This window comes from Blautia sp. NSJ-175, from assembly GCF_022867815.1.
GTDB classification, from domain to species: domain Bacteria; phylum Bacillota; class Clostridia; order Lachnospirales; family Lachnospiraceae; genus Blautia; species Blautia celeris.
In genome coordinates this window covers 308,275-321,216 of sequence record NZ_JALIFQ010000003.1, presented here as the reverse complement: position 1 = coordinate 321,216, position 12,942 = coordinate 308,275, and the positions used below count along the sequence as shown (strand labels likewise).

Annotated in this window: 11 protein-coding genes; all 11 read left to right on the top strand. The window is 43.6% G+C overall.

The genetic code is table 11. From position 1 onward, the window contains the following. The first annotated feature begins 620 nt into the window (after positions 1-620). The 11 genes from codY (at position 621) to MUB35_RS06945 (ending at position 12,926) form a co-directional block, all read left to right on the top strand. A complete protein-coding gene (gene codY, locus MUB35_RS06995) occupies positions 621-1,412 on the top strand; it encodes a GTP-sensing pleiotropic transcriptional regulator CodY (protein WP_018596076.1) in 792 nt (263 codons plus the stop codon). A gap of 382 nt (positions 1,413-1,794) precedes the next feature. After that, positions 1,795-2,079 (top strand): co-chaperone GroES, encoded by a 285-nt coding sequence (gene groES, locus MUB35_RS06990; RefSeq protein ID WP_033143764.1) that lies wholly within the window; start codon positions 1,795-1,797, stop codon positions 2,077-2,079. Between the two features lie 117 nt (positions 2,080-2,196). Beyond that, positions 2,197-3,822 carry a chaperonin GroEL gene (gene groL / locus MUB35_RS06985; RefSeq protein WP_033143763.1) on the top strand — a complete coding sequence of 542 codons (1,626 nt, stop codon included), beginning with the start codon at positions 2,197-2,199 and terminating at the stop codon, positions 3,820-3,822. 102 nt (positions 3,823-3,924) lie between these two features. Then, the gene (locus MUB35_RS06980; RefSeq protein ID WP_033143762.1) at positions 3,925-4,428 is read left to right on the top strand and encodes a DUF6106 family protein; all 504 of its coding nucleotides are present in this window, start codon (positions 3,925-3,927) and stop codon (positions 4,426-4,428) included. Between the two features lie 58 nt (positions 4,429-4,486). Continuing rightward, on the top strand, positions 4,487-5,941 hold the full coding sequence (gene guaB, locus MUB35_RS06975; RefSeq protein ID WP_033143761.1) for an IMP dehydrogenase: 1,455 nt from the start codon (positions 4,487-4,489) through the stop codon (positions 5,939-5,941). 132 nt (positions 5,942-6,073) lie between these two features. Further along, the gene (locus MUB35_RS06970; protein WP_033143760.1) at positions 6,074-6,808 is read left to right on the top strand and encodes a peptidoglycan recognition protein family protein; all 735 of its coding nucleotides are present in this window, start codon (positions 6,074-6,076) and stop codon (positions 6,806-6,808) included. A 76-nt stretch (positions 6,809-6,884) separates the two neighbouring features. After that, the gene (locus tag MUB35_RS06965; protein WP_103732562.1) at positions 6,885-8,723 is read left to right on the top strand and encodes a sensor histidine kinase; all 1,839 of its coding nucleotides are present in this window, start codon (positions 6,885-6,887) and stop codon (positions 8,721-8,723) included. Further along, complete coding sequence (locus MUB35_RS06960) at positions 8,720-9,457, top strand: response regulator transcription factor (RefSeq protein WP_033141039.1); 738 nt, start codon at positions 8,720-8,722, stop codon at positions 9,455-9,457. The genes MUB35_RS06965 and MUB35_RS06960 overlap by 4 nt, the downstream gene beginning before the upstream one ends. A 214-nt stretch (positions 9,458-9,671) precedes the next feature. Continuing rightward, complete coding sequence (locus MUB35_RS06955; RefSeq protein ID WP_052099400.1) at positions 9,672-11,063, top strand: ABC transporter substrate-binding protein; 1,392 nt, start codon at positions 9,672-9,674, stop codon at positions 11,061-11,063. Positions 11,064-11,176: 113 nt separating this feature from the next. Continuing rightward, complete coding sequence (locus tag MUB35_RS06950; RefSeq protein WP_118593771.1) at positions 11,177-12,070, top strand: carbohydrate ABC transporter permease; 894 nt, start codon at positions 11,177-11,179, stop codon at positions 12,068-12,070. 1 nt (position 12,071) lies between these two features. Continuing rightward, entirely contained in the window at positions 12,072-12,926 is an 855-nt protein-coding gene (locus tag MUB35_RS06945; RefSeq protein WP_033141041.1) for a carbohydrate ABC transporter permease, read from the top strand. Positions 12,927-12,942 lie beyond the last annotated feature (16 nt).

Sequence of the window (12,942 nt, the reverse complement as noted above, 5' to 3'; positions counted from 1 at the left end):
GCTTTTTCCCATAAGTCCATCCAGCCATCTGCCTCCAATGGCCCCCAGGGACTTTGTGCAGCAGGTATCTGGCAGTGGGAAAAACAGTGCATGCGGAAAGTGCTGGATGGGTGTTTACACAGGTATTTGGTAGAGAGAAAAGAGATGTATGCGGGAGGTGCTGGATAGATGGTCTACAGGTATCTGGCAGTGAGAAAAACAGTGCATGCGGAAAGTGCTGGATAGGTGTTAATACAGGTATCTGGAAGTGGGAAAGGCAGTGTATGCGGAAGGTGCTGGATGGGTGTTCACACAGGTATTTGGCAGTGAGAAAAGGGATGTGTGGGGAAAGAAGAGTTGGGGGTAAGGTTGGGGGAAAAGGGGGTGGTATCTGACATTGGGGGATGGGGGGAGGGAAGAGTTGGAGAATGGGGGAAAGTATCTGACAGACGGGGAAAGTAAGGGAAGTCTGGGAAATTTCAATTGTTTTGAAAGTTAAGTTTGTGGGAAAGAGATAAATAGACAGAAAATAAAAAAATCATGCATTGATTTCAGAATAATTGTGTGTTAAAATAAAAAAGGATATAGAGAATAGAAATTAGCGGTTATATTCTGTAGGAATAGAGTGAAAGGAGGTCGCTATGAGCGTACAGTTATTGGATAAAACCAGAAAGATTAACAAACTGCTTCATAACAACAATTCTTCTAAGGTGCTGTTCAACGACATTTGTGAGGTGATGGTGGAGACTTTGGATTCTAATATCCTGGTTATCAGCCGGAAAGGAAAGGTGCTTGGTGTAGGTACCTGTCCGGGCGTGGAGGAGATTACGGAATTGATTGACAGTGAAGTGGGAGGATATATTGATAAACTGCTCAATGAACGTCTGCTGGGCGTGCTGTCAACAAAGGAGAACGTGAATCTCCAGACACTGGGATTTGAAGGCGAGAACATCAGTAAGTATATGGCGATCATCAGCCCCATTGATATTGCCGGCGAGAGACTGGGTACCCTTTTTATGTACAGGGATCAGAAAGGGTATGATATTGAGGATATTATTGTAAGTGAATATGGAACAACAGTGGTTGGGCTGGAAATGATGCGTTCTGTACATGAGGAGAATGCAGAGGAGAACCGGAAGATCCAGGTTGTGAAATCTGCGTTCAATACGCTTTCTTTCTCAGAATTGGAAGCGATCATCCATATTTTTGATGAGCTGGACGGGGACGAAGGAATTCTGGTTGCCAGTAAGATTGCAGACAGAGTGGGAATCACACGTTCCGTGATCGTCAATGCGCTGAGAAAATTCGAGAGTGCCGGCGTTATTGAGTCCAGGTCCTCAGGCATGAAAGGAACCTATATCAAAGTGCTCAATGAAGTGATCTTTGATGAATTGGAAGAGATCAAGAAACGCAAACTGGTGAAAAAACAGTAAATGCATGGAAAGAAAACCGGAGGTTATTCATATAGTAGGAAATAACCTCCGGTTTTCTTTGGGTTTTTATATTTTTACGGAAAATACTGTATGCGGTCAGCAGATTTGGGCTAAACTTTTGCTATGGGATGGCCCGGAACCCGGTTTTCATGCGGAAATATAAAGATTCTAAAATAAATATAAAATTCAATGAAAATTAAAAAGATGAGATAAAACGAGAATACAAGAGAAAAAATGAGAAATAATTAGTATTAACTCAATTAATTGGAGATGAAAGAAGTTGCAGAAATGCGGCAGATTCACTAATATATGACTAACGGTTAGCACTCGAATCAAATGAGTGCTAATAACAAGCAGAGAATTCTAAAAGGAGGCAATAGATATGAAATTAGTACCATTAGGAGACAGAGTTGTATTAAAACAGTTGGTTGCAGAAGAGACCACAAAATCCGGAATCGTGTTACCGGGCCAGGCACAGGAAAAGCCACAGCAGGCAGAAGTTGTAGCAGTAGGACCGGGCGGAGTGATTGACGGCAAAGAGATCAAAATGGAAGTTGCCGAAGGTGACCAGGTGATCTACTCCAAATATGCTGGTACAGAAGTGAAGCTTGACGGCGAAGAGTACATCATCGTTAAGCAGAGCGATATCCTTGCAGTAGTAAAATAACAGGAAGCTGTCGGCGAAGAGACAGCAGCAGAAGCTGATTTTACGGAAACTCTATTAACATGAATAAAACCAGAAAACAGAAATAGACATTATTTTAATTTCAGGAGGAATCGAATCATGGCAAAAGAAATCAAATACGGCGCAGAAGCAAGAGCTGCCCTTGAAAGTGGTGTAAACCAGTTAGCTGATACCGTTCGTGTAACTTTAGGACCGAAAGGAAGAAACGTTGTTCTTGACAAATCTTTCGGCGCTCCGCTTATCACAAACGACGGTGTTACAATCGCAAAAGAGATCGAGCTGGCAGATGGATTTGAAAACCAGGGTGCTCAGCTGATCAAAGAAGTTGCATCCAAGACAAACGATGTAGCAGGTGATGGTACCACCACAGCAACTGTTCTGGCACAGGCAATGGTAAACGAAGGTATGAAGAACCTGGCAGCAGGCGCTAACCCGATCATCCTGAGAAAAGGTATGAAGAAAGCAACAGATGTTGCAGTTGACGCTATTCAGAAGATGAGCGGCAAGATCGAAAGAAAAGACCAGATCGCAAGAGTAGCAGCTATCTCCGCCGGCGATGATGAAGTGGGCGAAATGGTAGCAGATGCTATGGAAAAAGTAAGCAATGACGGTGTTATCACAATTGAAGAATCCAAGACCATGAAGACAGAGCTGGATCTGGTAGAAGGTATGCAGTTTGACAGAGGTTATATCTCCGCATACATGGCTACAGATATGGATAAGATGGAAGCTGTTCTGGATGATCCTTATATTCTGATCACTGACAAGAAGATCTCCAACATCCAGGATTTACTTCCTATTTTAGAGCAGATTGTAAAATCAGGCGCAAAACTGCTGATCATCGCTGAAGACATTGAAGGCGAAGCTCTGACAACCCTGATCGTAAATAAATTAAGAGGAACCTTCTCCGTGGCAGCAGTGAAAGCTCCGGGATATGGTGACAGAAGAAAAGAGATGCTGCAGGATATCGCGATCCTGACAAACGGTACTGTGATCTCCGACGAACTGGGTCTGGAATTAAAAGACGTTACCATGGATCAGTTAGGACGTGCAAAATCTGTTAAAGTACAGAAAGAAAGCACAGTTATCGTTGACGGCGAAGGCAACAAAGAAGATATCAATGCAAGAATCGCTCAGATCAAACATCAGATCACTGAGACAACATCTGAATTTGATAAAGAAAAATTACAGGAAAGACTTGCAAAACTGGCCGGCGGCGTTGCTGTTATCCGTGTAGGTGCTGCTACCGAGACAGAGATGAAAGAAGCAAAACTGCGTATGGAAGATGCCCTGAACGCTACAAGAGCAGCAGTTGAGGAAGGTATCATCGCAGGCGGCGGATCTGCTTACATCCACGCATCCAAAGAAGTTGAGAAACTGATCGCAGGACTGGACGGAGACGAGAAGACAGGTGCTAAGGTTGTTCTGAAAGCTCTGGAATCCCCGCTGTACCACATTGCAGCAAATGCCGGTCTGGAAGGTTCTGTTATCATCAACAAAGTAAAAGAATCCGAGACAGGTGTAGGATTTGACGCATTAAACGAGAAATACGTGGATATGGTCAAAGAAGGTATCCTGGATCCTACAAAAGTTACAAGAAGCGCACTGCAGAACGCAACAAGCGTTGCAGGTACTCTGCTGACAACAGAAGCTGTTGTTTCCAACATCAAAGAAGAAACACCGGCTATGCCGGCAGGCGGTGCTCCTGGAATGGGAATGATGTAATATATAATAGAAATTTCACATTTCTTATGCCGGTGTCATATGGACACCGGCATTTCTTTGTGATAGACTTATAAGCAAAAGCTGATACTAAAGGAGGAAAACATGAACGACGCGTACTCAGAGCTGCTCGTGAAAAAGGAGCAGACGATGAAGGAGAAGGCAATCAAGGTACTGGTTATCGCATTGATCGTACTGGCTGCAGTTGCCGGTATTTTATTTACACCGATTGCCTTGGTTGTAGCTGTGGTTCTGGGAGTGGCTGCCTATTTTCTGCTGCCGAACCTGGATCTGGAATTTGAATATCTCTATGTGAATGGAGAACTGGACATTGACAGGATCGCTTCCAAGGCAAAGAGAAAGAGAATAAAGAGCCTGGACCTTTCCAAGATGGAAATTATGGCACCCCTCAAGTCACATCGTCTGGACTACCAGAATCATAATAAAAATATGAAGGTTTTTGATTTTTCATCCGGAAATCCATCTCATAATATTTATGCTATGATCATCCCGGACGACAAAGAGGTTTGTAAAGTGCTGATCGAGCCGGACATGGAATTGATCAAAAATATTGAAAAAAGCTGTCCGAGAAAAGTTTTTACGGATTGACAGGTTTGTCGTAATTTGTTATATTATTTTACTATAAACAAACGAAGGGAGAACGAAAATGGGTAAGATTATTGGTGAAGGCATTACTTTTGACGATGTGCTGCTGGTTCCGGCATATTCCGAAGTAATCCCCAATCAGGTTGATTTGTCGACGAATCTGACAAAAAAAGTGAAGTTAAATATTCCGATGATGAGTGCAGGAATGGATACAGTTACCGAATATCGTATGGCGATCGCCATGGCGAGACAGGGAGGTATCGGTATCATTCATAAAAATATGTCTATAGAAGCACAGGCAGATGAGGTGGACAAGGTAAAACGTTCCGAGAACGGTGTTATCACAGATCCTTTCTATCTCTCACCTGAACATACTCTGGAGGATGCCAACAATCTGATGGCAAAATTCCGTATTTCTGGTGTTCCCATTACTGAGGGCAGGAAGCTGGTAGGTATCATCACCAACCGTGATCTGAAATTTGAAGAGGATTTCAGTAAGAAGATCAAAGAGAGCATGACATCAGAGAATCTGGTCACAGCCAGAGAAGGAGTGACTTTAGAGGAAGCAAAAAAAATCCTGGCAAAATCAAGAAAAGAAAAACTTCCGATTGTCGATGAAAACTTCAACTTAAAAGGTCTTATTACCATTAAAGATATTGAGAAACAGATAAAATATCCGTTATCCGCAAAGGACGAGCAGGGAAGACTGCTGTGCGGTGCCGCAGTGGGTATCACAGCCAATGTCATGGCACGTGTTGACGCGTTAGTGGAGGCACAGGTCGATGTTGTTGTTGTGGACTCAGCCCATGGACATTCCGCCAACATTCTCAAAGCAGTCAGAGAGATCAAAACAAAACATCCGAATCTGCAGGTAGTTGCAGGTAATGTGGCAACCGGAGCAGCTACAAAAGCCCTGATCGAGGCTGGTGTGGATGCTGTCAAGGTTGGTATCGGACCCGGTTCCATCTGTACCACACGTGTGGTTGCAGGTATCGGTGTACCGCAGATCACTGCAATTATGGAATGCTATGCTGCTGCAAAAGAGGCAGGCATCCCGATCATCGCAGACGGCGGTATCAAGTATTCAGGAGATATGACAAAAGCCATTGCGGCAGGAGCCAATGTCTGCATGATGGGCAGTATCTTCGCAGGATGTGACGAAAGCCCCGGAGATTTTGAATTATACCAGGGAAGAAAATACAAAGTTTACCGCGGCATGGGTTCCATTGCGGCAATGGAGAACGGCAGCAAGGACCGTTACTTCCAGCAGGATGCCAAGAAACTGGTTCCGGAAGGCGTGGAAGGACGAGTTGCTTACAAAGGCCATGTGGAGGATACCGTATTCCAGTTAGTGGGTGGTCTCCGCTCCGGAATGGGTTACTGCGGTGCAAAAGATATCGAGACTCTGAAGCAGACCGGTCAGTTTGTAAAAATCACAGCTGCGTCTCTGAAAGAATCTCATCCGCACGACATTCACATTACAAAAGAAGCACCGAATTACAGTGTAGACGAATAATAGGAAGCACAGGCATTGTGTATCTCCTATCGATACAAGAACAGAGGCTGTTGCTAAAGTGGCAACAGCCTTTTGTCTTATAAAGGGGAAGCCTGTGATACAGGAAATGTACATAAATGGGGAGAAACGCTTATGGGACAAAGGAGAGGAAATACCAGAAGGGATTACAGAAGGATAAACAGAAGGAAACAGAGAAACAGAAGGCTCATGCTTTTCGGCCTGGTCCTGCTGGGAATCATTTTCGCAATAGGGGTTATAAAAATAATGACAGGAAAGATACAGGAGGCCAAACTGGAAAAACTGCAGGCCCAGGTCACCCAGGAGAACGGCAGTTTTATCGGCGCGCCGCCTTTTGACGTGAACCTGCTGGATGTAAACGAGTATTCCAGGCCAGGTATCCCTCTGAAGAAAATAAAAGGCGTTGTGGTGCATTATACCGCCAATCCGGGAAGCACGGCAGCGGAAAACAGAAACTATTTTGAGGGCCTGAAGGACAGCCACGAGACAAAAGTGAGCAGCCATTTCGTCATAGGGATCGAGGGCGAGATCGTCCAGTGCATTCCCAGTTCAGAGATCGCCTATGCCTCCAATTCCCGCAATGACGACACCTTGTCCATCGAGTGCTGCCACAAGGATGAGACCGGCGAATTTACCCAGGCAACCTATGACTCCCTTGTGAAGCTGGTTGGATGGCTCTGCTACCGTTTTGATTTAAAGAGCAGTGATGTGATCCGCCACTACGATGTGACAGAGAAAATCTGCCCCAAATACTTCGTGGACCACCCCGATGCCTGGGAACAGTTTAAAAAGGATGTGGACGGGCAGATCCAGGTGGTGGCTGAGGAAGTGAAGGCGGCAGAAGGGTAACATCGTTTGGTCTTAAGGAGCCACCAGGGTGTGAACGCACTAACGGTATGGCTGTAAAAAGAAAAGGGGGGATTCGATGCGTATATACAGAAAGATAAAGACATATTTTGAAGAGCATATCGTTTCTTCTTTTGTTCTTGTGTTCACGCTGGCGGTTCTGGTGATGGCACTGGTTTTTCAGGGATATCTGAAAAATGAGTACCTGAACTATCTTGTGGAACAAAGCTTTGAAACAGAGAATGCAGTATTGGTATCTGTTCAGAAAAATGTGAATTATTCTATTAAAGAGCATATAAATTTTGGCAGTGAGATGGTGGTATCTGCGGATATATATAATAAAGTCCAATCTTTTTATGACAGCAATGGATATAGTGCATTATATAATACCCTGTCAGACTATGATTATATTAAGAATACAGTTGCCGTAGCCATTGTGGGTGAGGATGGCCTGATGTGCCAGTATGACCGTTATAAGCGTTCCGACGGGGCTATGTGGGATGATGACAACGATAAGTATCTGCGTGAAATGTTTCAGGAGGTCATGAACAATACGAATAACTACTATATTCCCCTGTACATGGCATCCACAGAGCCAAGTGTGCATCCGCAGGATTCTGACCTGCGCCTTTTTCACGTGGCATATCCTTTGATCGGCAACAGGACCGGGCTTAAAAAAGTGAAAAATGTTCTGATCGTCAGCTATAATATGGATGTCTTTAAAGAATTTTTAAACACAGTGGAGATACCAAAAGTTAAATATGCGCAGGGCTACATCGCAGATGAGAACGGACAGATTCTCTACCATAATATGGATAAATATATCGGTACCGCAGAGGACAGCTTGGTGCGTGATGATGAGATACAGGTGATCAGCCGTGAGCTGGGCTATTTTGGCTGGACTATGAATATTTTGATGGATGAGCATAAAATGCAGGAGCATGTGGACCAGATTTACAACAGGGGTGTCATCATCTATATTCTGATTCTGGCGGCCTACATATTTCTGACTGTTTTTTTCATGCGTTATCTTCTCAAGCCTGTGACAAAGATTTCAGAGTCTATTAAGACAGTGAAAAAAGGAAATTTCCACAGTAAGATTTCCATAGAAGGAAAACATGAAATCTGGCAGCTTGCGGATGAGTACAATAGAATGATCGAAGCACTGGAAGAGAAAAATCTTGCCATGAAACGACAGCATGAGGAGACACTGGCGTCCATTGAGCGCCAGCATCAGGCAGAGCGGGAGGCCCTGGAATCCCAGATCAATGCACATTTCATATGTAATACACTGGGTACGATCAACTATGAAGCTATAGAGGCGGGAAATCGTCAGGTATCTGTGCTGATCAAAAAGCTTTCCAACATACTACGCTATACCTTTGACCAGAAATGCCAGGATGTATATCTGTATCAGGAGATAGCCTGGATTGACCAGTATCTTTATCTGCAGAAGACAAGATTTGAGAATGTATTTGATTATTCTATTGATTTTGAAGAGGAATACGGTTATTGGCCATGCTGTAAGCTGATGTTCCAGCCATTTGTAGAAAATTCCATCCTCCATGGGTTTGAGGGAAGACATGAGGGGGGAATGGTGAAGATCACTGTTTCAGAGGAAAAAGGCCGCTTAAGAATAGAGATAAAAGATAATGGAAGCGGAATAGATTCTGAAACTGAAAAGGTAATAAAAAATATCCTGGAGTCAAAAGGAATGGCACCTGTGCTGCAGCGTCAGAAGGTAGGGATAGGAATATTAAATGTTGTTACAAGAATGCGTATGTATTATGGAGAAAATCTGGATATCCAAATGCAGACAAATCTGGATTCAGGAACCTCCTTTATATTCTGGATTCCAATCCCGGAATCAGAGTTGAAAAAACAGAGTGAGATATGCCAGGAGGAGGAATTAGTGTGAGAATACTTATAGCAGAAGATGAGAAGAGGGCCAGCAGAGGACTCAGAAATCTGATCATGATGGCTTCGGATAAGCATGAGGTCGTGGGTGAGGCGGCGGACGGAAAAGAGGCATTTGAACTCATGAAGCTATTAGAGCCTGATGTGGTCTTTACTGATATTAAAATGCCCTATATGGATGGAATCTCTCTGATTAGAGCAGCAAGAGCTCAGGATATGAAGACTAAGTTTGTGATCATCAGCGCGTATGAGGAATTTGAACTGGCCAGGCAGGCCATCTCTCTTGGGGTCACGGATTATCTGGTGAAGCCTCTGGTCCCTGAGGACATTGAGGATATTATACACAGACTGGAGGAGCACAACAGTGTGGTCTGGGATAAAGAGAACAGGGATTTAAAAAGCAGATATCCCAATGCGCATCCGCTTATTTTAAAGGCAATGCATATTATAGAATGCTCTTATGCATCTAAAATTTCACAGAAAGATCTGGCTGCAGACCTGGGTGTCAGTGCGGAATATTTCAGTTATCTGTTCAGCAGAGATGTGGGAGAGAATTTTTCCAGGTTCCTTCGGAGATACCGGATTGAGAAAGCCCAGGAACTTTTGCTGGAAGGGGAAATTTCTAAGGACGAGGTACTGTATAGTGTGGGATTTTCAGATCCCAAGTATTTTAACAAATGCTTCAAAGAAGAGACTGGAGTCAATGTGACGGAGTTTATAAAGGCGAGACGTTAGTGTCTCGCTTTTTTGTGTGTAAAATGCTGTCAATATATGCTGTAAATGTACAATATATACAATGAAAAATAAAAAATATTAATTTTTTACTCCAATATTAAAAAAATACCCTAAAAAATTAATCCGAATCTTAAAAGCGGCGGTTTTTGAAATATCATTTAAACGCTATAATAAGGACATCCTAAGAAACAAAAAAACAAAAGGAGGAAACAAAATGAAGAGGAAAGTTGTTAAGACATTGGCACTGACCATGACATCTGCAATGGTATTGACCATGACAGCAGGCTGCGGCAGTTCGGGAGGCAGCGACACTAAGACTGACAGTACGGATACCGGTACAGAGGATACCGCAGATGATGCGGACACCGGTTCCACAGAGACTGAAACAGGAACAAAAGCTACTGCAGCAGACATAGGTGAGCCCAATGGCGGAAAAGAAGTTACCCTCTGGCATTATTTTGAGCATGAGGCTGACGCATTAAATGCAGTTGTAAAAAAATACAACGAAGAGCAAAGTGATATCTACATTGTACCTACTTTTGTATCACGTGATGAATTGATGAAACAGTATACGATCGGTGCTGTATCAGGAGAGCTTCCTGACATCGGTATGGTAGATTCACCGGATATGGCTTCCTACATTTCCTTGGGAGTATTTGCGGACATCACCGAATATCTGGAGGGATGGTCTGATCTGGACCAGTTCTATGAAGGACCTCTGAGCAGTTGTATGGATGCTGACGGCAAATACTACGGACTGCCGAACAACTCAAACTGTCTGGCATTACTCTGCAACATGGACCTTTTAAAAGCTGCAGGAATTGAAAATCCGCCGACAACATGGGATGAATTCAAAGAAGCATGCGAGAAGACCACAGATGAGGCAAATGGTGTCTATGGATTTGCCATGTCAGCTATCGCCAATGAAGAGGGAACCTTCCAGTTCATTCCGTGGCTGTATGGAGCAGGAGCAGACATCACAGATGTTTCCAGTGACAAGGCAGTAAATGCGCTGACATTCTTAAGTGATCTGGTAAAAGACGGATATATGAGTAAAGAAGCTGTAAACTGGGGACAGGGCGATGCTTACAATGCCTGGATCGCAGGTAAAGCGGCAATGCTGGAATCCGGTACATGGCAGATTGCTACATTAGATACCGATAATAAAGACGATGTAACATGGGAATACAAATATACTCCAATGCCAAAAGGCGAGCAGCAGGCAACCGTTATCGGCGGCGAAAACTTCGGTGTATGCAGCGGTTCTGAAAATGTAGAAGAGTGTGCAGAATTCCTGAAATATATGCAGTCCGCACAGAACACGGCAGACTGGTGTGAAATCGCAGGAAAATTACCGGTTCGTGCAGATGCAGTTGAACTGAAAGACTTCTGGACAGCAGATGAAAGATACAAAGTATTCAACGATTCCATGGAATTTGCAGTAGCAAGGGGACCTCACGAGTCATGGCCGACCATTTCCGAAGCCCTGTACAAAGCAGAGCAGGCAGCTTTACTGGGTGACAAAGACCCGGCAGAAGCTTTGAAAGAAGCCCAGGCAACGATTTCACCTATTTTGGAAGAAACACCTATTGCAGTACAGAAGTAATACAGAATAAGTCTGGATGCTGACTGTAAAACAAGGTTTAAGGTGTATCCCGGCGATACATCTTAAACCTTTTTAAAAGAAACAGATAGGAATTTGGAAGAGGGGTGAAATCCATGAAAATGTCGATGGCGGCAAAAAAAAGAAGAGAAGGCTATACCTTTATCCTTCCAGGATTCATTTATATGCTGGTGGTTCTTGGGTATCCGCTGATTTATAACTTTGTGCTCAGTTTCAGGAATGTAAATGTTAAAACGTTCAAAGGCGGAACCGATGTCTTTGTAGGTTTGTCCAACTACATAGAGTTATTCCACAATGAAACATTTTTGATGGTATTTAAAAATACATTTATATTTACCATTGGATGTTTGGTTGTACAGTTTACTATAGGATTTATATTTGCACTGTTTTTCTCAAAGAAGTTTACGCTTGCCGGACCCATCCGTGGTATGATCTTGGTAGGTTATATGATGCCCATGTCTGTTACGGCTTTGCTGGGCAAGAATATGTTCGATGTATCCAGTGGTGTGATCAATGACCTGTTTATGAAGATTGGGCTGATCAACGCTCCGGTGGAATGGTTGCTGAACGGAAGTACAGCCATGATCGCGATCATTGCAGTGAACTGCTGGGTTGGAATCCCGTTCAATATGCTGCTGCTGACTTCCGGCCTGACAGGAATTTCCACGGAGATTTATGAGAGTGCGGAGGTTGACGGCGCTAATCCGTTCCAGAGATTCCTCTATATCACACTTCCGCTTATGAAACCGGCTATTTTATCTGTGCTTATGTTAGGTTTTATTTATACCTTCAAAGCATTCGATTTGATGTTTGTTATGACAAGCGGCGGTCCTCTGAACTCTACTGATGTTCTTGGTACTTACGCTTATACATTGTCCTTCAAACAGTATGAATTCTCCTTAGGTTCTACAGCGGCGATCATCTTGTTCGCATGCCTGTTCATTGTCGGACTATTCTACTTGCGTCTCATATCAAAGGAGGATGATTAGAATGGCAGGAAAAGTGAAAATAACAAGCTCCAAAGAAAAAAGAAGAAATTTGATCAATTGTGTTATCGCGGTTATCGTTGCCATTCTGTTCCTGTTTCCGATTTACTGGATTCTTGCAATGTCCTTTAAATCAGATGCGGAATCATTCGGCAAACTTGTGACATATTATCCGCACAATTTTACCTTAGAGCCCTGGATCAAGAACTTCCAGGATGCTGAATTCCTGTCTTCCCTGAAGAACAGTATCTGTATCGCTTTCTTATCCATGGTGATCTCACTGGTATTTGGTATTCCGGCAGCTTACGGCATGGGACGTTATAAAGTACCGGGCAGAAAAGTATTCCTGCTTACCTTCCTGGTAACCCAGATGCTTCCTGCATCCCTGATGCTGACTCCTATGTATCTGATTTTTAACAAGCTGCATTTATTAGGAACATATTTAGGTCCATCCCTGGCAATTGCTTCAGGATCTGTTCCGTTTATCGTCGTAACTTTGAGACCTTATTTTAAGAGCGTGCCCACATCCCTGGATGATGCTGCCAGAATTGACGGCTGCGGCGTGTTCCGTTCCTTCTTCAAGATCATGATTCCGGCGATCAAGACAGGTGTTATCACAGTAGTAGTTATCTCCTTCCTGGGCGGCTGGAATGACCTGGCATATTCCATGACATTTAACGTAAAACCGGATATGCGTCCATTGACAGCAAATATCTATAAATTCCAGAGTAAATACGGAACCAAGTGGAACTGTATTATGGCATACGGAGCAATTTTGGTACTGCCTGTTATCCTGTTGTTTGTATTCCTGCAGAAATACATTGTAGGCGGCCTGACGGCAGGTGCAGTAAAAGAATAAGAAGTATAGGACAGTG